Source organism: Agrobacterium genomosp. 2 str. CFBP 5494 (genome assembly GCF_900013495.1).
Lineage (GTDB): Bacteria > Pseudomonadota > Alphaproteobacteria > Rhizobiales > Rhizobiaceae > Agrobacterium > Agrobacterium pusense.
This window is the reverse complement of sequence record NZ_LT009719.1, coordinates 789,115-808,659: the sequence shown is the minus strand read 5'-3', so window position 1 is coordinate 808,659 and position 19,545 is coordinate 789,115. Positions and strand designations below refer to the sequence as shown.

The window sequence follows — 19,545 nt, the reverse complement described above, 5'->3', positions numbered from 1 at the left end:
CCTGAACGGGTTTGCATGGTCTTCGCGATGGCGGGCAACGTGCAAGAAAGGGAGAGGCTGCAACACTTCTAAATGGTTCACCGGTCCTGAAATCTGTTTCGCTCTAATATTCCGTTTTGCGCGTCGAGCCGAAAATCGTGCTTATTCCGATCCGACGCCATGGACCACACACTAGCCTTCGCGGCTGCAAAAATTCAATGAAAATAAACGAGGCATCGCGGCAGCCGCACCGGTCGACGGAAGCGACGCCGCGAAACCGGGAAAATGCGGCCAGCAAAGCCGGGATTACGGAAGGAAAAAAGCCTGTGTCGTCATTTTTCCGGCGCGGATCGTCACGCTGGTATTTGGTGGAACGGCGCACCAGGGAGCACAATCGAAGGAAAAGGGTTCCGAACTCAACGCAATGCCTTCGTCCAGACCGCGCCAGTAAAGTGTCGGCGGCTTGTCATCGCTTGACCAGCGGAAGGCGTGAACGCAATCACCATCCATCAGAACGGCGCTGAATCTCAATGCGGAAGAGACACCTGCCGCCATCATCTTTTCCTGACAAAGCCGCAGCGCGGTAGAGATGGCATTGACCGGGTCCACCTCAAGGCCATGGCCGGCGGCAATCAAGAAGATCGCTTCGCTATCGCCCGTGCCGCGTCGGGATGCATAGATGTCATCGGGGATAAGGGAATCGATATCGCGCCTGATCTGCTCATAGCCACCGATCTGGCCGTTATGCATGAAAAGGTATTTCCCATGCGCAAAGGGGTGGCAATTGGCGCGCGAGACTTCGCCCGACGTGGCGGATCGCACATGCGCCATGAACATGCCCGACCGAAGCTGGTGGCAAAGTGCCGCGAGGTTGGCGTCTGACCAGGCCGGCCGCGTGTCGCGAAAGACGCCGGGCGTTCCGCGTTCGCCATACCAGCCAAGGCCGCAACCATCACCATTGACGACGGTCTTGGCTTCCCTTGCTGCCATGGACTGGCTGACCAGCGAGGCTTCCGGCTCGATCAGCAGGCTGTCGAGCCAGACCGGTTTACCGGAATAGGCAAAGAGGCGGCACATTCATGCGGCTCTGTCGAAAGCCTTGTCTCCGAGCGCAAAGCCGACGGCGGCCTTCGCGTGAATGGCGGTCGAATCGTAACCCGGCAGCGGCAGGGCGTCGGGATCGATCAGCAGGGAAATTTCGGTGCAACCGAGAATGACGGAATCAACGCCGAGTGCGCGGGCCTTCTCGATGACCGCAAGATAGCGGTCACGCGAGCAGGACTTGATCTCGCCCTGGCACAATTCACCGAAGATGATGTCGTGGATGGCGGCCCTGTCTTCGGCATCCGGCACGACCACGTCGACGCCGTGGCGGCGCATCCGGTCCGTGTAGAAACCGTGTTCCATCGTGTAGCGGGTGGCGAGCAGCAGCGGCTTGCGGCGTCCATCCGTTTTCAGGGCGGCTGCGGTCTCGTCGATGATGTCAATCAGCGCCACCCCGGACATTTTCGCAACGGTATCGGCAACGAGATGCATGGTATTGGTGCAGATCAGTACACAATCCGCGCCGGCATTGGCAAGGCGCGCGCCTGCTGCACCCAGCAGCGCGCCGGCCTCATCCCAGCGGTCTGCCTTCTGAAGGGCGACGACCTCGGAAAAATCGAGCGAATGCATGACGATATCGGCCGAGACCAGACCGCCGCGGCTGTCGCGAACCGCCTCGTTGATCATGCGGTAATAGGTTGCGGTGGATTCCCAGCTCATGCCGCCGATCAGGCCGATCCGTTTCATAAGAGTTCCCTTTTCAACTTTGATTGAAAGTAAGAATGCCATCGTCGCAACGAAAACGGCATGCGTTTTTGCGCAGTTTTCGCGGCTTGGATGCAAACTCGGCGCGCTTTCAGTCCCGATGTCGCAAATTTCTTGCGCGCTTGCATTAACCTGTGCATTGTTCAGTGATGATTGATGACCGCGACCGCCGAATCCTTGCGATTCTCCAGGAAAATGCCGAAACCCCGCTCGCCGATATCGCGGAGGAAGTTTCCCTGTCGCTATCGGCCTGTTCGCGCCGCATCACGCGGCTACGGACGGAAGGTTACGTGACAGGCACCATGGCGCTGCTCGACCGGCGGAAGATCAATCTTCCGACCACGGTTTTCCTGCTGGTAAGAACGGGCCTTCATGCGGAGGACTGGCTAGACCGGTTCCATGCCGCGGTCAGCACCATCCCTGAAATCGTCGAGGTTCACCGGCTCACCGGCAATTTTGATTATATTCTGAAGCTCGTACTGCCGAATGTCGAATATTACGACACGGTCTACAAACAGATTCTGCGCCGCGTGCAGCTTTACGACATGTCCGCCTATATCTCCATGGAGACGGTGAAACTGTCGTCTTCGCTGCCGACGACGCATATCTGAGGGCTATCGAACCTTGATCAGCGTGCTGCCTTGAAACGGACGCCAAAGCGGAAGCTTCGCGTCTCGCCCGGTTGCAGCGTAATTGCATCCGCGAGTTCCGTCTGGTTGAAGGCGTTGGTCGGCGTTTCCACGGGTTCGAGCGCGATGGAGCGCCGCCTGTCGCGTGCGAGCGTATCCCCGGTAAAGACATGCATGTGCCCACGCTCCTGCCAGACCGTCAGGCTTGTACCGTCACGCGGGTTTTCGAGCCTCGTCTCGTAAAGCCCGTTTGCGGAAGCAATCAGATCGGTGAAACAGGCATCGACCACATGCCCGGCCAGCGGGGTATGGAGAAAAAGGGTGTCGTTCCGTTTGACTAACCCGCCCTGTGGGTTTCGCAGGGGGATGAGATACTCGTTTGTTTCAATTGCCGTTCGCGAAGGCAGGGTGAGGAGAAGGTCGTCGATAGACGTGGTGCCGGGCAGGTGGAAATAGGGATGCCAGCCGGCGGCGAAGGGCAGGGGCCGGTCGTCGCGGTTGATGCCGCGTATGTCGATGGTAACGTCATGGCCGACGAAGCAATATTCCACTTCGATGGCGAGACGGTAAGGGTAACCGCTGAAATCCGCAGGCGATATTTCGGCACGGAAGATGAGAGTATGAGCGCCGTTTTCCTCCGATGACTGGGCGAGGACGAAGGGCAGGGCTCTGGCAAATCCGTGGAAGACGAGGGCTTCATGGGCAAGCACCGGCTCAATGCGGTGCGTCTGCCCGGCAAAACTAAACCGACCATCCGGGATGCGGTTGGAGAAGGGCGCGAGAATGCCGTTCCTCACGCCATTTTGGGACTGCATTTCGGCGGGCGTCGAATATCCGTCGACGAGATTTTCGCCTCCGCTGCCATCGGCAGAGACCGGCCGCCAGCTCAGAAGCGTCGCCCCTTGATAAGCGATTTCGGCAATGAAACCGGTTCCGGAAACGGTCAGACTGGCAATTCCCGTGCCTGTCGCGGAGGTGGTCATCGGGAAATTGTCCTTTGCATACATGCGTCTGCTGTCATCGGGGCCAATGCCGTGCCGATTCGCCTGATCATCTTCCCTGAAAGACAATTTCGCAATGGCTCGCAGGGACTGTATCAACAGGCTCCGGCCATCCCCTGTCTGCCGGTCAATCAGTCCGGAAAGCTTTGCTTTGCGCCGCTGAAAAACTCCATAAGCGCTGCCTGGTCCTCTCCACCGAGCCCTGCTGCCGTGAGCATCCGGTGCACCTCGGCGCAAACAGCCGTCAGCGGCATGGCCGTGTTGGTGCGTCGGGCGAGATCCTGCGCGCCGTTCAGGTCCTTCACCATATTGTCGATCCGGCCGGTGCGGCGGTAATCCCTTGCCACGTAACGCGGCATGTACTCCTGCAGGATGGCGCTGTCGGCGCGGCCGCCCTTCAGTGCCTGCGGAATTTTTGCGGCATCGACGCCGGCGTCCAGCGCCAGTTGCGTCGCTTCCGCTACAGCAAGGAAGTTCAGACCGCACAGAACCTGGTTGATGAGTTTCGTGGTCTGCCCTGCGCCGCAGGGTCCCATATGGGTGTAATTGCTGGCCACATGTCGCAGCACGCGATGCGCATCGGCCACATCCTTTTCGCTGCCCCCCGCCATAAGCGTCAGTTGGCCGACAAGCGCCTTGGGCGCGCCGCCCGAAAGCGGGCTGTCCACCCAGCGCAGGCCCTTTTCGGCGGCATCGGCTGCCAGTTCCTTTGTGGCTTCCGGATCGATGGAAGACATGTCGATGATGAGCGTGCCGGGCTTCGCCCCCGCCGCGACGCCATCCTTGGCGAAGACGGCAATGCGAACGATTTTGGGCGAATTGAGGCTGAGAATGACCACATCGGAAATCGACGCTGCTTCCGCCGCTGTGCTCGCGCTCTGCGCGCCGAGGCTCGTCAGTGCCGCCACCTTTTCCGCATCCAGATCGAAGACCGTCAGCTGATTGCCGGTCTCTATGAGCCGTGTCCCGATCGCCCCGCCCATGGCGCCTGCGCCGATCAGTGCAACTTTGTTCTTCTCGGTCATGGTGGTCACGGCCTCCTCCCAAAGCGTCGTGGTGTCGTCGTTCAAGCCCGGATGGCGGTGCAGCCGGCCATCGGGGCCTGATGTGTCAAAGCGAGGCGGTAATGCCGCCGTCGACGTAGAGAATGTGGCCGTTCACAAAGGATGAGGCATCGGACGACAGGAAAATGCAGGCGCCGACGAGCTCTTCGACCTTGCCCCAGCGACCGGCCGGCGTGCGCTTTTCAAGCCATGCCGAAAAGGGCTCGTCCGCAACAAGGGAGGCGTTGAGCGGGGTGTCGAAATAACCCGGCGCAATGGCGTTGCACTGCAGTCCATATTTGGCCCAGTCCGTCGCCATGCCTTTTGTCAGGTTGCCAACGGCACCCTTGGTGGCGGTGTAGGGGGCGATGCCGGGGCGGGCAAGGGCGGTCTGCACGCTGGCAATGTTGATGATCTTGCCACGGCCGCGGCCGATCATGTGGCGCGCGGCAGCCTGCCCGGCGTGAAACACCGAGGCGACGTTGGTTTGCAGCAGGCGCTCGAAGGCATCCGCCGGAAAATCCTCCAGCGGCGTTCGGTGTTGCATACCGGCATTGTTGACGAGGATATCGATGGCGCCGACCTCCGCTTCGAAACGGTCGATCGCCTCGCGCACCGCGCCGTGATCGGTAGCATCGAAGGCAAGCGTTCTGGCACCCTTGATGCTGGCTGCCGCCGCCTTCAGCTTCACCTCATCGCGCCCGTTCAGCACCACTTCCGCCCCTGCTTCCGCCAGCCCGTGCGCCAGCGCCAACCCGATGCCCTGGGACGAACCCGTGATCAGGGCGCGGCGGCCGGAAAGATCGAACAAATTAAGGCCCACTGTTTCCTCCAGTCTCTCGACATTGCATTCTTGAAAGTATATGTTACCGATAACATTCATCCGTTTGAGGGCGGATGTCAAGGCTGATGCGCCCGCTTTCGGTACGTATCGGGCGGGTGGCGAACTGACAAGGTGCGTCGAGGCGCATCTTGCGGCAGCAATGGGATGAAGAATTTTATGCGCCATAATGGCGCGCGCTTGAACGGGAGTTGTCATGAAAGCGATTGTCGCCCACGGGGCAAAGGATGTGCGCATCGAAGACCGGCTGGAGGAAAAGCCGGGACCGGGTGAGGTGCGGCTCCGTCTGGCCAGGGGCGGAATCTGCGGCAGTGATCTGCACTATTACAATCATGGCGGTTTCGGCGCCGTGCGGTTGCGTGAACCGATGGTGCTGGGCCATGAGGTCTCCGCCGTCATTGAGGAACTGGGCGAAGGCGTCGATGGGCTGAAGACCGGCGGTCTGGTTGCGGTTTCGCCATCCCGGCCGTGCCGAACCTGCCGCTTCTGCCAGGAAGGCCTGCACAACCAGTGCCTGAACATGCGGTTTTATGGCAGCGCCATGCCTTTCCCGCATATTCAGGGCGCCTTCCGCGAGGTCCTGGTGGCCGATGCCCTGCAATGCGTGCCGGCTGATGGCCTGAGCGCCGGTGAGGCCGCCATGGCGGAACCGCTGGCGGTAACGCTGCACGCCACCCGCCGCGCCGGTGATATGCTGGGAAAACGTGTACTTGTCACGGGCTGCGGCCCGATCGGTATCCTCTCCATTCTGGCCGCGCGCCGCGCCGGTGCAGCTGAGATCGTCGCCACCGATCTTTCCGATTTCACGCTTGGCAAGGCGCGTGAGGCGGGTGCGGATCGCGTCATCAATAGCAAGGACGAGCCCGACGCGCTTGCCGCCTACGGTGCGAACAAGGGAACCTTCGATATTCTCTATGAATGCTCAGGCGCCGCCGTGGCGCTTGCCGGGGGCATCGCGGCGCTTCGCCCGCGCGGCATCATCGTCCAGCTTGGCCTTGGCGGCGATATGAGCTTGCCGATGATGGCGATCACCGCCAAGGAACTCGATCTGCGCGGTTCCTTCCGCTTCCATGAGGAATTCGCAACCGGCGTTGAATTGATGCAAAAGGGCCTGATCGATGTCAAACCTTTCATCACCCAGACCGTTGATCTCGCCGATGCCATCTCGGCCTTCGAATTCGCTTCCGACCGCAGCCGCGCCATGAAGGTTCAGATCGCTTTCTCGTAAGCAAGGTTTCTACGTGCAAATACGCCGACGTTTCGATTGGCGGCGGGTTATCCCGCCGCCAATTTTTTTGGGCTGATTGTTGGTCGTAGCGACTCGCGTAGATGTTATCGATATCATCGACTGCTTCGGGGACTTCATTCCGGCCTTGAGCCGGAATCCAGCCGACACGCGTCTGCGCGACGAGAGAGTCCTTGCGGCCCAAGGACTTGGGCTGGCTGGATTCCGGCTCAAGACCGGAATGACGGATGGAAAGTGACGGACGCCAGCAAACGCTCCAGCCTGTCATACCCCCCAACACGACTGCCGCATATTTTGCCCGGACTGCACCCAGGACCGTCTATACCAGCGTCGTCTCTGCCCATTTGCACATTTTGACGCAGGTCAAAAAGGTGATTTGCCGCCAGTCGTTTTTTGCGTTATCGAAATTTCAGAAATTACTGAAAATTCAGAAAGAAGAGAAATGTCTTCCAATCTCTCCCCGCTCGTTCAGTCCTTCGTGCTGCATTTCGGTGAGATGGGCAGCCGCTGGGGCATCAACCGCACTGTCGGCCAAGTCTATGCTCTGCTTTACATATCGCCACAGCCGCTCTGCGCGGACGATATTGTGGAGGCGCTCGGCATTTCGCGGTCCAACGTGTCGATGAGCCTCAAGGAACTGCAAGCCTGGAACCTGGCAATCCTCAAGCACTTCCCCGGAGACAGGCGTGATTTTTTCACGACGCCTGAGGATGTCTGGCACATCCTGCGAACGCTTGCTGAGGAGCGCAAGAAACGCGAAATCGATCCGACCCTCAGCGTGCTTCGGGAAATCCTGATGGAAACGCCGGAAAACGAAGATGAGCGTCATGCGCAGAGGCGTATCGATGAGATGAAGACGCTGATCGAGCAGCTGACGGGTTGGTATGACGATGTGAAAAGGCTGGAGACGGAACGGCTGGCTTCTCTTCTGGCGCTCGGCTCCAAAGTCACCAAGCTTCTGGAGGCCAAGGACAAGATCGTTTCCCTTGGTCGGCCCCGCGTCGCGAAAAAGGACGGCTAAGGCGATCATGACCATGTCAGCCCAGACCCCTCCCTTGGCCGACAGCCGCGATGACGGCTGTTCCGCGCCGGTTGCACTGTCGCTCGGTACGCGGCGGCGGGTTTTTTCCATTCCTGGCGGCAAGCCCCGCGCCGATAAAGCGCCCACCCCGCAAAAAATGCACGCACCGGGGGCGGCAAGGTCGGCTTCCCTGCTGCATGTTCTCGTTTCGCTGTTCTGGTTGCCACAGGCGGGTCTGCTTGCCTTTTCCGTCGGAAAAATTGCTGATGGTGCACCAATGATGGCGCTCATGCCGCCGGCTGCCGCCATTTTTCTTCTCGGTATCCTCAAGGCCCTTCTGGAGAAAACCGCAGCGCGCATGTCATTCCGTATGGCGCGGGCGGCTCTTTCGCAGCGGCGGCTGGAAGCGCTCCACGCCCTCGCCAGGGTCTCCCCGCTCGACCTCTCGCGAACGGCTTCCGGTGAGGTGGCAGCTGTCGTCGCCGAAACGTCGGAGGCACTGGTGCCCTATCTTTCCCGTTTTCAGCCGGCAAGGATGAAGGCAACGATCGTTCCCGTGGCATATGCCCTCGTCATCCTTCCGTTCAGCTGGATCGCGGCGCTGGTGCTTTTGCTTGCCATGCCGACCATTCCGCTGTTCATGGCTTTGATTGGCTGGCAGGCCAAGGCCGCCAGTGAAAAGCAGCTTGTTGAGGCCGGCAATATGAACGCCTTCCTGCTCGACCGGCTGCGCGGGCTGGAAACGATTCGGGCGCTGGAAGCGGTCGATCTAACGGCCACACGCCTGAGCGCCGATGCGCAGAATCTCAAGAAGCGAACGATGGCGGTGCTCAGGATCGCCTTTCTCTCATCGGCAGTGCTTGAGCTTTTCGCGGCGCTCGGCGTCGCCATGACGGCCGTTTACATCGGTTTCCATCTGCTCGGCTTTCTCGATTTCGGCGCGTGGGGTCAGAAACTGACGCTTGCCGAAGGTCTTTTCATCTTGCTTCTCGCGCCGGCATTTTTCGAGCCTCTGCGGGAATTGTCCGCCGTCTGGCACGACCGGGCGGCCGGCGAGGCTGCGCTCGGCGCGCTCGACAATCTGGCGAAGGGTGGATCGGCTATTGCAGGCACGGGCAAGGACGCGCCGGACGTGACAGTTGCGACGCCGGCAACCGTGGATTTGCATGACCTGACCTTCGCCTATCCCGGTGCATCGCCCGTGCTTCGAAATTTCGATTTCAATGTCCGGGCGGGTGAAACAGTGGCACTTCTCGGACCCTCCGGTTGCGGCAAATCCACGGTGCTCTCCCTTATTGCCGGGCTCGCCAAGGCACAGGGCGGCACGATAAAAATCGGCGGCACCGTACTCGACGATGAGACGGCGGACATACTGCGCAAATCCATCGGGTGGATTGGCCAGAAGCCGTTTTTCACAGCCGGCTCGCTTGAGGCGAACATTCGCTTCGGCCGGGCCGGCGTCACGCGGAGCATGGTTGACATGGCGCTTGAAAGCACCGGCCTCGATCAATTGTCGTCTTCCCGCGGGCATCTGCCGGTGGGAGATGGCGGCCATGGCATTTCCGGCGGTGAAGCGGTGCGGCTCGCCATTGCCCGTGCCTTCGCCGACCCCGCCGCACGGCTCATTCTGGCCGATGAGCCGACAGCGCATCTCGACCGCGAGACGGCCGAACTCGTTACGGAAAACCTGCTGCAACTGGCAAAGGGAAGGACGTTGATCGTCGCGACCCACGATCCGGTGCTGGCCGCGCGCATGGACAGGGTCGTGGATATGGCGGCGGTGAGATCGGGAGATCCCTCATGATGTCGCGCTTCGCCATATTGAAACCCGTTATCGCCCTCTTCTGGTCGGCACGGAGCGGCATGTTGCTGGCCGGTGCGGTTCTGGCGGCGACTACAGTGCTGGCAGGCATCGGTCTGCTTGGCATATCCGGCTGGTTTATCACGACCACCGCCATTGCCGGCCTGCTTCCAGCGACAGCTTATGCTTTCGACGTTTTTGCACCTTCAGCCGCCATTCGCCTTCTCGCGCTGGCCCGCACCGCCGCGCGGTATGGTGAGCGCATGACGACCCACGAGGCCACGCTTTCCATCCTCGCGGCACTTCGGGAAAAGCTGTTTCGCGGTTTTGCCGCGCCGCAGGCGGCGAAAAATCTCCAGGCAAGGCCGGCGCGCCTTTTGAACCGGCTGACAGCGGATATCGATGCGCTGGATTCACTCTACCTGCGTGTGCTGCTTCCCGCGGCCGTCGCGGTCCTTGCGGCGATCGCAACCGGCATCGGGCTTGCTTTCATTGATCCGCTTGCCGGTCTTCTGGCTGCATTGTTTCTTGTCGCTTCCGGCCTCGGTATTGCGGTGCGCGCAGCTTTGCGGGCGGAGAAATTCTCGCGCCGCAGGGCGGTCGGTCTGGAGGCGCTACGCGCTCGCGCGGCGGATCTTGTCGGCGGGCAGGCGGAACTGCTCGTGGCCGGCCGGCTTGCCTCACAGGTTGAGGCGGTGAAACGGGCCGATGATTATCTGCTCGATTGCGATGAAGCTTTGAACCGCATTGAGACGAATGCCGGGTTTTCCTTCGGCGTTGCAACGGCGGTACTTTTGAGCGCGACGCTTCTCGGCGTGGCCTGGCTGGCGGAGCAGGAAAAGCTCGGTGCGCCCGCCGCGGCGCTTGGCCTGCTGGTCTGTCTGGCGGCGCTGGAGCCGTTCACGGCGCTGCGCCGTGGGGCGATGGAACTGGGACGAACGCTTTTTTCCGCACGCCGCATTGCACCACGGCTCGCGCCTGCAGCTGCGTTGCACTGTCCGCCCCTGCCGGCTGGCGGCATTGCGGCCAAGCTTCAGGGCGTGCGCCTCGAACGTGAAGGCAACGTAGTGCTGACCGGTATCGAGCTTGAGATCTGCGCCGGAGAAAGGCTTGCGATCGTCGGTCCAAGCGGCGCGGGCAAGACAAGCCTCATCCAGCTGCTGGCGGGCGAATTGCAGCCGTCGGCAGGCACGGTCAGCGCGCTGCCGTCCAGCCCTATGACACAGAGAAGCCAGCTCTTCCGCGACAGCATCGCCGACAATCTACGGCTGGCAAATCCTGCCGCGACCGAGAGCCAGTTGTGGGAGGTCCTCACGGCGGCGGGCCTCGCCGAACACGTCAAGGCCATGCCGGGCCGACTGGAGGCGAGGCTTGGCGAAGCGGGACAGGGGCTTTCCGGCGGCCAGTCGCGCCGGCTTGCGCTGGCCCGCTTCCTGCTCACCGACAAGCCTCTCTGGCTTCTCGACGAGGTGACGGAAGGGCTGGACGGCGAGACCGCCCGCGACGTGCTTGCGCGCCTGTTTGCCTCGGCGGAGGGCAGGACCGTCGTGGTCATCACCCATAATCGCCGCGAGGCGGAATTCGCAGACCGCATCGTCGTGCTGAAAGAGGGGCGTCAATTTGATGAATGTCAAAGCGGCACTCCGGAATACGGCGTAGTGCTGAACACATTGCGCCCGGACTGAGATTTTTTTGAGAGCCGGCGTCGTCTTACAAATGGAAGGCCGGCCTTCCGGAAAAGGTGGATAAGACCATGGAACTCGACATAGTGGCGCTGTCGCGCCTGCAATTTGCGGTGACGGCTCTCTATCACTTTCTGTTCGTTCCCCTGACGATCGGACTGTCGGTGGTGATCGCCATCATGGAAACGGTCTATGTCATGACCGGCCGCGCAATCTGGCGGCAGATGACGAAATTCTGGGGCACCCTGTTCGGTATCAATTTCGTGCTGGGCGTCTCCACGGGCATCGTCATGGAATTCCAGTTCGGTATGAACTGGAGTTACTACAGCCATTATGTCGGCGATATCTTCGGTGCGCCGTTGGCGATCGAGGGCATGATGGCCTTCTTCCTGGAAGCCACCTTCGTCGGTCTGTTCTTTTTCGGCTGGGATAAACTGTCGAAGCTCGGCCATCTCGTCGCGACATGGTGTGTGGCGCTCGGCTCCAATTTCTCAGCGCTTTGGATATTGATCGCCAATGGCTGGATGCAGAACCCCACGGGCTCCGCCTTCAATCCCCAGACCATGCGCATGGAAGTAACTGACTTCTTTGAAGTCCTGTTCAACCCGGTGGCGCAGGCGAAGTTCGTTCACACGGTTTCCGCCGGTTATGTCACGGCATCCATCTTCGTGCTCGGCGTTTCCGCCTGGTATGTGCTGAAAGGCCGCCATGTCGATCTTGCCAAACGCTCGATGACGGTTGCTGCCTCATTCGGCCTGGCGTCCGCGCTGTCCGTCGTCGTGCTGGGTGATGAAAGTGGTTATCTTTCGACCGAACACCAGAAGATGAAGCTCGCCTCCATCGAAGCCATGTGGGAGACGGAGCCTGCGCCGGCCCCGTTCACCGCCATCGGCTTTCCGGATCAGGAATCGCGCGAGACACATTTTGCCGTGAAGATCCCGTGGGTCATGGGCCTCATCGGCACACGCTCGCTCGATACGGAAATTCCCGGTATCAACGATCTCGTGGAGCAGGCCAAAACCCGCATCCGCGACGGCATCAAGGCCTATGATGCCCTGATGCAGATTCGCGCCACCGGCAAGGGCGCCGAATTGCCGGAAGAGGTGCGCGGCACCTTCGCGGAACTCGGCCATGAGCTCGGTTACGCCCTGCTGCTGAAACGCTACGTGGACGATCCTCGTCAGGCGAGCGAAGAGCAGATCGCCAAGGCGGCGGCGGATACCATCCCGCATGTGCCGACGCTCTTCTGGTCGTTCCGCATCATGGTTGGTCTCGGCATGTTCTTCATCCTTCTGACCGCGACCTTCTTCTATCTTTCGGCCCGCCGCCGGCTGGATCATTACCCGTTGCTGCTGAAGGTGGCGGTATTCGCCATTCCGCTACCCTGGATCGCGGCGGAAATGGGCTGGGTCGTGGCCGAGTTCGGCCGCCAGCCATGGATCATCGAGGGCGTGTTGCCGACCGCAGCCGCCGTCTCCAGTCTCAGCGCGTCCACGGTCCTTATCACGCTCCTGTGCTTCATCGCCATCTACACGGTGCTGTTCATCGTCGAGATGGGCCTGATGTTGAAAGCGATCCGCAAGGGCCCCGATCCGGACCATCAGCCGGAAGCGCCACTCGTTCCTGAAAAACTCGTCGCTGCGGAGTAAACGATCATGATATTGCACCAACTCATCGACTACGAAATCCTCCGCATCATCTGGTGGCTGCTGCTTGGCGTGGTGCTGATCGGTTTTGCCGTGACCGGCGGTTTCGATCTCGGCACCGGCGCGCTGTTGCCCTTCGTGGCGAAAACGGATGTGGAGCGGCGTGTCGTCATCAATTCCATCGGCCCGGTCTGGGAGGGTAATCAGGTCTGGCTCATCCTTGGTGGCGGAGCGATCTTCGCGGCCTGGCCGCCGCTTTATGCGGTGTCATTCTCGGGGTTCTATCTGGCCATGTTCGCCACCCTGTTTGCACTGATCCTGCGGCCGGTCGGTTTCAAATATCGGTCCAAGCGCGAGAGCACCGCATGGCGCACCGGCTGGGACTGGGCGCTCTTCATCGGCGGCTTCGTTCCTTCGCTTATCTTCGGCGTGGCGATCGGCAACGTACTGCAGGGTGTTCCCTTCCACCTTGATGACGATCTCAGGATTTTCTATGACGGGACGACGCTGTTTGAACTTCTGAACCCCTACGCCATTCTCTGCGGGCTTGTATCCGTCGCCATGCTGGTCATGCATGGCGCCGCATGGCTGGTACTGAAAACGGATGGTCCGGTGGCGGCCCGCGCCCGCAGTTTCGGCTCCGTCGCCGCACTTGCCACCACCGTTCTCTTCGCGCTTGGCGGCGTTCTTCTGTGGCTTGGTATCGATGGTTATCGCTTCACCTCGGAAGTCGTGACCGATGGACCGTCCAATCCCTTGTCAAAGACGGTGGAGATTGCAACCGGGGTCTGGTTCTCCAATTATGCAGCGCATCCATGGATGATGCTGGCGCCGACCCTCGGCCTTGTTTTTCCGCTCGTCGCATTGCTGTTGTTGACGCTGCGCCGGGAGGTGATGGCGCTGCTTGCCAGTTCGCTCGCAATCTTCGGCATCATCTCGACGGTGGGGCTCACGATGTTTCCTTTCATCCTTCCGTCTTCGGTCGATCCGAAATCGAGCCTGACGGTATGGGACGCGTCCTCCAGCCATATGACGCTGTTCATCATGCTGGTCGTCGCCCTCATCTTCATCCCGATCATCGTCGCTTACACCTCGTGGGTCTATCGGGTGCTGTGGGGCAAGGTGGATGAAGAGGCGATCCGCGATGAGAGCGGTCATGCTTATTGATTAAGAAAGAAGGAGATCGAACATGTGGTACTTCGCCTGGCTGCTCGGCCTGCCTCTCGCCGCCATCTTCGCCGTCATGAATGCGATGTGGTATGAGTTGATGGAAGAAAACGCGAAAAAGGCCGAAGCCAAGCTGGATAGATAGCGGCTTGATGTGCGCGACACGAAAGGGGCGGCATCCAAACCGGATGCCGCCCCTTTTTTATGCCGGTGCCCGCTAGGCGCTGCTTCAGTGGATAGCAATACCGCGCTTGTCCGCTTCTTCCTTGATAATGTCTTCGACGATGGTTCGCTTCAGACCCGGATCTCCCAAAAGGTAATCGTCGGCGATTTCGAAGATCGATTTCGGGTTCTCCGTTCCCTGCAGGGTGTCGAGATCGCGACCGATCTGCTCCCTCAAGCTGGAATAGTCGTCCATGGCGGCCTCCCGTTTATCGGTTCAGTCCAGAAGTTCGGCCGGAACCTTGCCGCCGTTTTCGGAGAGTTTCTTGATGACGGCCTTGTGCAGCCAGATGTTCATGGTCGCCGAATCCGAGGTATCGCCGGTGTAACCGAGTTCGCTGGCGAGTTGCTTTCGGGCGGTCAGGCTGCTGTCGAGGTCGAGGGCCTTGAGAAGGTCGACGATGGAGTGCTTCCAGTCCAGCTTCTGGCCGTTTTTCTTGACCGCCGCATCCAGGATGGACGCTACATCGACGTTGCCGGTAGAAGCCGGTGCCGCCGTTGTCGGTGCAGGTGAAGCCGGTGCGGCAGGGGCCGCTGCAGTTGTGCTGGCAGTGCCCGTCGGCGTGCCGGCCGGAGCCGAAGTCTGTGGGGCGGCTTCTGCCTTGCCGAAAATCGCGTTCTTGATCTTGTCGAAAAAGCTCATTCTGTCCTCCCCTTAGCGGCGAAATGCACGCCCGACGGCAATAAGAATGCAGGCGCCGATGAAACCGGCAATGAGATAGCCAATCCAGCCGCCGAGCGAAACGCCCACCAGTCCCAGAAGGAAATTGGCGACGATGGCACCGACGATGCCAAGGATAATGTTCATGAAAACACCCATATTGCTTTTCATGAACTGTTCGGCGAGCCAACCAGCTACGCCGCCAATGATGATTGCTGCAATCCAGCCAACTTGTGCGTCTTCCATAACAGGCCTTTCCTTTCTAAGAGAGGTCAGAAGGCATATGGACCCGCTTTGTGCGCACGTCCCCCCGCCTTGAATCGACCCCAGGCGGGATAATAACGATGGCGCGGAAAATTTGTTCCGTGCCGCGTGCAGGCTTCAATTTTTGCTCTCGAAATCCAGTCCGATATCCAGAACCGGCGCGCTGTGGGTCAGCCAGCCGATGGAGATGAGGTCGACGCCCGTGGCGGCGATGGCTGCAGCCGTCTGTGGAGTGATGCGGCCGGACGCTTCGGTAATGGCACGACCGGCGACGATTTTCACCGCTTCGCGCAGCTGTTCAGGCGTCATATTGTCGAGAAGAACCGCATCGACACCTTCATCCATCGCCTCGCGCAACTGCGAAAGCGTATCCACCTCGACTTCTATCTTGACGAGATGGCCGACACCCTTTTTTGCACGGCGGATCGCGTCACGCACGCTGCCCGCCACGGCGATGTGGTTGTCCTTGATGAGAACAGCGTCATAGAGTGCAAAACGGTGGTTCATGCCGCCGCCGGCGCGCACGGCGTATTTTTCCAGTGCCCGGAGGCCTGGTGTGGTCTTGCGGGTGCAGGCGACCGAAGCATTGGTCCCGGCGATGGCCGCGACGATCTTAGCCGTGACGGAGGCGATGCCCGACAGGTGGCCGAGGAAATTCAAAGCCGTACGCTCCGCCGTCAAAAGCCCGCGTGAAGGCCCCCTGATCGTTGCGACGGTGTCGCCCGGTGCGACGGAAGCTCCATCCTGCACGTTCCGCTCTATCGTGATGGCGGGGTCCACGAGCTGGAAGGCCAGTTCCGCAGCATCAAGCCCGGCGACGACACCCTCTTCGCGTGCCGCCATGACGACGACCGACCGGTGATCGGCGGGAATGACGGTGGTAGAAGTGACGTCGCCCGCAAGGCCCAGGTCTTCCAGAAGGGCGTTACGGACCAGCGGTTCGATGATGAGGCGGGGCAGGGGGGCAAGGGTCATGTCAGGCGGTCCGTGCGAAGCTGGAAGAGAGGGGGCTGGTCGAGGAAAGGGCATGGGCAAGGTCAATCACCTCTGCCATGCTCAGGCGACGCCTCGTCGCCGTCGCATCCTTCCCAGGAAAATCATCGCGGAAATGCGCTCCGCGCGATTCCGTCCGCAAGGCGGCAAAAACGGCGATTGCCAGACCCACGAGGGCGGGATCGGATGCCGGGCCCTTTCCCTCCACGAGCGGCAGTAAATCCCGGATCGCCTCGGTTAGACCCGCCGCATGTCTGACGATACCGAGATGTCGGGATATGATGGCGCGGACGGTGGCGGGATCGGCGGCAGGATGGTCCACCGTGCGGGTTGCAGAAGCGGTGGTACTCGGCCGTGCGAACGAGGGCTGGGTGGCGATATCCTGTGCCGCACGCATTCCCATTGCGGCAGCTTCCAGCAGGGAATTGCTGGCCAGCCGGTTGGCGCCGTGAAGCCCCGTGCAGGCGGCCTCGCCGGCGACCCACAGGCCCGGCACCGAACTTCGGCCTCTGCCGTCCGTGGCAATGCCGCCCATATGATAGTGCACGGCAGGGCGGACGGGGACCAGTTCACGGGCCGGATCTATTCCAGCCTCCCGGCAGAGCAGGTCGATTGCAGGAAACCGGGCTGAAAAGCCGGAGCCAAGGGCCTTGCGGGCGTCAAGAAACACCCTGCCGCCGCGCAGGATTTCACGATCTATCGCGCGTGCGACGACGTCGCGGGAGGCGAGTTCCGCGCCGGGAACAGGGGCCATGAACCTTTCACCGCTTTCGTTGAGGAGAAGTGCGCCTTCGCCCCGCACCGCCTCGCTGACCAGCGCCAGCGGCCGCCGCGCTGAAGAAAGCGCCGTCGGATGGAACTGTACGAATTCCATGTCGACAAGGATTGCGCCGGCGCGGGCGGCCAGCATGATGCCCTGTCCGAAATTGCCGGAAGGATTGGTCGTGGCCTCGTAGAGGCCGCCGAGGCCGCCGGTGGCGAGAACCACCCGCGTTGCTGGCAGAACGAAGCCGCCTTTCGGTCCGGCGCAGGCGAGGCCAGCAATCGCGCCGTCCTGTGTCAGCAGCCGGCGCACTTCGGTGCCTTCAAGAACCGTGATCGACGGTGTGCGCAGAACGGCAGCGGCGAGAGCCCTGACGATGGCCGCGCCCGAACCGTCGCCCTCGGCGTGCAGGATGCGCCTTCGGCTGTGGGCGGCCTCCAGCCCGAAGATGGGCCTGCCATCGGCGTCCCGGTCGAAGCGCACCCCGGCCTGCTCCAGCGCCTCGATGACAGCAGGGGCGGCGGAAACGATATCGGCGGCCATTTCCGCATCGCAGAGACCGTCTCCCGCGGCGAGCGTATCGGCAAGATGCAGCGCGACGCTGTCATCGGGACCGAGGCTTGCGGCAATGCCGCCCTGCGCCCAGGCGCTCGACGTTTCGCCGCCAAGCGCACCACGTGTCAGAAGGAGCACGGGCTGCGGCGCAAGTGTCAGCGCCGCCATCAGGCCGGCAATGCCGCTGCCGACGATGGCCGTCCAGTCCTGCTGCGGCAAGCGCTCGCTCATACTTCCAGCATCCTTTCCACCGCGCGACGGGCGGCGGCGGCGATGGCCGGATCGACAGTCACTTCGTGGCGGTTTTCCTCAAGGGCTGTGCGGATATTTCCGAGCGTGATGCGTTTCATGTGCGGGCAGAGATTGCACGGGCGGATAAATTCGACGTCCGGGTGATGCACGGCGACATTGTCGCTCATCGAGCACTCCGTCAGAAGCACCACGCGGGCGGGGCGCTCACGACCGACATAGTCGGACATCACGGCGGTAGAGCCGGAAAAATCCGCGGCCTCGACAACCTCAGGCGGACATTCGGGATGCGCCAGTACGATCACGCCGGGATGGCTTTCCCGCAGCTCCCTGATGTCATCGGCGGTGAAAAGCTCGTGCACTTCGCAATGGCCGCGCCAGGCGATCAGTTCGACATTGGTTTCCATGGCCACGTTCTTCGCCAGATATTCATCCGGCAGCATCAAGACGCGCGGCACGCCGAGCGATTCCACCACTTGGCGGGCATTACCCGACGTGCAGCAGATATCGGACGCCGCCTTCACTGCGGCGGACGTGTTCACATAGGTCACAACAGGCACGCCGGGATAGGCCTTTCTCAGGAGGGCGATATCCTCCGGCGTGATGGAATCGGCAAGCGAACAGCCGGCAGCCATATCCGGAATGAGCACGGTCTTTCTCGGATTGAGCAGCTTCGCCGTCTCGGCCATGAAATGCACGCCGGCGAGAACGATGACATCCGCCTCCACCTCCATCGCCTTGCGGGCAAGGGCAAGGCTGTCGCCGACGATATCGGCGACAGCATGGAATATTTCAGGTGTCTGGTAATTATGGGCGAGGATGACGGCATTACGCTTGCGCTTCAACTCAAGGATCGCCTCCACATCGTCCTGGAAACCCATCCATTCGGCCTTGGGAATGACGCGGGCAACGCGGTCGTAAAGGCTTGCGGCGGAAATCTGCTCGTTCACGGTGCGCTCCCATTTATGCTCGTTTTGAGTATATCTAGAACGAAGGAATATTCTCATTATGAGCATATGTCAATTGCGGGAGAGCGGTAGTTTCGTTCCGGAAAGGGCGCGTTCATCGAGGACGGTCTGGCGGAAGCGGAAAAGCTTTGCCGGTCGTCCGCCGGTTTCGGTGGCCATGTCGCCGGTTTCTTCCACCAGTTGCTGCTGTTCGATCAGCCGGCGAAAATTCTGCTTGTGCAGCGTCAGCCCGGCCAACGCCTCGACGGCGCGCTGCAATTGCAGTAGCGTGAAGGTATCGGCCATCAGTTCGAATACCACCGGCCGGTATTTGATTTTGGCCCTCAACCGGGCAATTCCGGTGGCGAGGATGCGGCGGTGATCGGCGAACATCGGCCTTCCGAAATTGATCCGGGGTTCGGCCTGCGCTTCCTCAACCAGCCCCGCCTCATACAGCAGCTCATAGCGCTGAAGGGTGAGTTCCTCGTTCCAGCCGCCGCCGTCGAGGCCGAAGGTAAAATCGGCCCGCAAGTGGCGCTGGTTTTTACAAGATGGGTCGGAATCCGCCCATGCCCGCAGCTTCTCGACGATGCTGGCGAGAACCGCGGGGCGTCCTTGGCGATGGTCTTCCCACGGGAAATAATCGTACCATCCGTGCCAGAAAGGACGTTTGCCGTCCATCGCCTCCTGTTCGCGGACAAGTCCCAGATAGCCGATGGAGATGGTTCTGCCGCCCGGAATATCGTTGTTTCGGTCGCGGTCGGCGAAGGTGTAGAGCTGCTCGAGATAACCGACGGGATGATGCGTCTGCTCGTGAATCCATTCCCGCAAGCCGCTTTGAAGCGTCCTGTGACCGAATTCGAAGGGTCCCGAAGGAAGCGCCGCCCCCGCCCGAACGGTCATCACGCGCGGTTCATCTCCGGTAATGGCGGTGACGACGGCAATGAGTTCGGCATGGGCAAGCCCGATGGTCACGGCGGCTCCTGTGATCTGTAGCGGCAAGGTCAATCTTCTTTGGCACAGGAA

At 61.0% G+C, this 19,545-nt stretch carries 20 protein-coding genes; 8 read left to right on the top strand and 12 right to left on the bottom strand.

The features are described 5' to 3' along the window. Nucleotides 1-285: 285 nt before the first annotated feature. Nucleotides 286-1,056, bottom strand: coding sequence for a class II glutamine amidotransferase (locus AGR2A_RS18615; RefSeq protein ID WP_004437768.1), 771 nt, complete (start codon nucleotides 1,054-1,056; stop codon nucleotides 286-288). Further along, nucleotides 1,057-1,770 carry an aspartate/glutamate racemase family protein gene (locus AGR2A_RS18610; RefSeq protein WP_006698095.1) on the bottom strand — a complete coding sequence of 238 codons (714 nt, stop codon included), beginning with the start codon at nucleotides 1,768-1,770 and terminating at the stop codon, nucleotides 1,057-1,059. Nucleotides 1,771-1,937: 167 nt separating this feature from the next. Between AGR2A_RS18610 and AGR2A_RS18605 the strand changes: the two genes are divergently transcribed. After that, the gene (locus AGR2A_RS18605) at nucleotides 1,938-2,399 is read left to right on the top strand and encodes an Lrp/AsnC family transcriptional regulator (protein ID WP_003508584.1); all 462 of its coding nucleotides are present in this window, start codon (nucleotides 1,938-1,940) and stop codon (nucleotides 2,397-2,399) included. Nucleotides 2,400-2,416: 17 nt separating this feature from the next. On the opposite strand, the gene AGR2A_RS18600 is transcribed toward AGR2A_RS18605, so the two are convergent. From AGR2A_RS18600 to AGR2A_RS18590, 3 genes are all read right to left on the bottom strand, one after another. Next, complete coding sequence (locus AGR2A_RS18600; protein WP_072495064.1) at nucleotides 2,417-3,400, bottom strand: aldose 1-epimerase; 984 nt, start codon at nucleotides 3,398-3,400, stop codon at nucleotides 2,417-2,419. A 149-nt stretch (nucleotides 3,401-3,549) separates the two neighbouring features. Next, complete coding sequence (locus AGR2A_RS18595) at nucleotides 3,550-4,443, bottom strand: NAD(P)-dependent oxidoreductase (protein ID WP_072495021.1); 894 nt, start codon at nucleotides 4,441-4,443, stop codon at nucleotides 3,550-3,552. Between the two features lie 85 nt (nucleotides 4,444-4,528). Then, the gene (locus AGR2A_RS18590; RefSeq protein ID WP_072495022.1) at nucleotides 4,529-5,284 is read right to left on the bottom strand and encodes an SDR family oxidoreductase; all 756 of its coding nucleotides are present in this window, start codon (nucleotides 5,282-5,284) and stop codon (nucleotides 4,529-4,531) included. 214 nt (nucleotides 5,285-5,498) lie between these two features. Between AGR2A_RS18590 and AGR2A_RS18585 the strand changes: the two genes are divergently transcribed. The 7 genes from AGR2A_RS18585 (at nucleotide 5,499) to cydX (ending at nucleotide 14,010) form a co-directional block, all read left to right on the top strand. Further along, nucleotides 5,499-6,530 carry an L-idonate 5-dehydrogenase gene (locus AGR2A_RS18585; RefSeq protein WP_072495023.1) on the top strand — a complete coding sequence of 344 codons (1,032 nt, stop codon included), beginning with the start codon at nucleotides 5,499-5,501 and terminating at the stop codon, nucleotides 6,528-6,530. A gap of 460 nt (nucleotides 6,531-6,990) precedes the next feature. Continuing rightward, on the top strand, nucleotides 6,991-7,569 hold the full coding sequence (locus tag AGR2A_RS18575) for a GbsR/MarR family transcriptional regulator (protein WP_004437788.1): 579 nt from the start codon (nucleotides 6,991-6,993) through the stop codon (nucleotides 7,567-7,569). A gap of 13 nt (nucleotides 7,570-7,582) precedes the next feature. Further along, nucleotides 7,583-9,373: a thiol reductant ABC exporter subunit CydD gene (cydD, locus tag AGR2A_RS18570; RefSeq protein ID WP_080823436.1), complete on the top strand. Its 1,791-nt coding sequence runs from the start codon at nucleotides 7,583-7,585 to the stop codon at nucleotides 9,371-9,373. Then, the gene (locus tag AGR2A_RS18565) at nucleotides 9,370-11,055 is read left to right on the top strand and encodes an amino acid ABC transporter ATP-binding/permease protein (protein WP_072495024.1); all 1,686 of its coding nucleotides are present in this window, start codon (nucleotides 9,370-9,372) and stop codon (nucleotides 11,053-11,055) included. Before cydD ends, AGR2A_RS18565 begins: the two co-directional genes overlap by 4 nt. Before the next feature lie 68 nt (nucleotides 11,056-11,123). Next, nucleotides 11,124-12,701: a cytochrome ubiquinol oxidase subunit I gene (locus tag AGR2A_RS18560; protein ID WP_072495025.1), complete on the top strand. Its 1,578-nt coding sequence runs from the start codon at nucleotides 11,124-11,126 to the stop codon at nucleotides 12,699-12,701. 6 nt (nucleotides 12,702-12,707) lie between these two features. After that, a complete protein-coding gene (gene cydB / locus AGR2A_RS18555) occupies nucleotides 12,708-13,865 on the top strand; it encodes a cytochrome d ubiquinol oxidase subunit II (protein WP_072495026.1) in 1,158 nt (385 codons plus the stop codon). Between the two features lie 22 nt (nucleotides 13,866-13,887). After that, entirely contained in the window at nucleotides 13,888-14,010 is a 123-nt protein-coding gene (cydX, locus tag AGR2A_RS18550; RefSeq protein ID WP_006698088.1) for a cytochrome bd-I oxidase subunit CydX, read from the top strand. Nucleotides 14,011-14,094: 84 nt separating this feature from the next. On the opposite strand, the gene AGR2A_RS18545 is transcribed toward cydX, so the two are convergent. From AGR2A_RS18545 to AGR2A_RS18515, 7 genes are all read right to left on the bottom strand, one after another. Next, the gene (locus AGR2A_RS18545) at nucleotides 14,095-14,283 is read right to left on the bottom strand and encodes a hypothetical protein (RefSeq protein WP_004437805.1); all 189 of its coding nucleotides are present in this window, start codon (nucleotides 14,281-14,283) and stop codon (nucleotides 14,095-14,097) included. Between the two features lie 21 nt (nucleotides 14,284-14,304). Continuing rightward, complete coding sequence (locus AGR2A_RS18540) at nucleotides 14,305-14,730, bottom strand: DUF3597 domain-containing protein (protein WP_072495027.1); 426 nt, start codon at nucleotides 14,728-14,730, stop codon at nucleotides 14,305-14,307. A 12-nt stretch (nucleotides 14,731-14,742) separates the two neighbouring features. Further along, on the bottom strand, nucleotides 14,743-14,994 hold the full coding sequence (locus AGR2A_RS18535; RefSeq protein ID WP_004437812.1) for a GlsB/YeaQ/YmgE family stress response membrane protein: 252 nt from the start codon (nucleotides 14,992-14,994) through the stop codon (nucleotides 14,743-14,745). A 135-nt stretch (nucleotides 14,995-15,129) separates the two neighbouring features. After that, complete coding sequence (gene nadC / locus AGR2A_RS18530) at nucleotides 15,130-15,987, bottom strand: carboxylating nicotinate-nucleotide diphosphorylase (protein WP_072495028.1); 858 nt, start codon at nucleotides 15,985-15,987, stop codon at nucleotides 15,130-15,132. Nucleotide 15,988: 1 nt separating this feature from the next. Then, nucleotides 15,989-17,554 (bottom strand): L-aspartate oxidase, encoded by a 1,566-nt coding sequence (locus AGR2A_RS18525; protein ID WP_072495029.1) that lies wholly within the window; start codon nucleotides 17,552-17,554, stop codon nucleotides 15,989-15,991. Then, nucleotides 17,551-18,522: a quinolinate synthase NadA gene (gene nadA, locus AGR2A_RS18520; protein ID WP_072495030.1), complete on the bottom strand. Its 972-nt coding sequence runs from the start codon at nucleotides 18,520-18,522 to the stop codon at nucleotides 17,551-17,553. Before nadA ends, AGR2A_RS18525 begins: the two co-directional genes overlap by 4 nt. Nucleotides 18,523-18,591: 69 nt before the next feature. Continuing rightward, the gene (locus AGR2A_RS18515) at nucleotides 18,592-19,494 is read right to left on the bottom strand and encodes an NUDIX hydrolase (protein WP_037090691.1); all 903 of its coding nucleotides are present in this window, start codon (nucleotides 19,492-19,494) and stop codon (nucleotides 18,592-18,594) included. Nucleotides 19,495-19,545 lie beyond the last annotated feature (51 nt).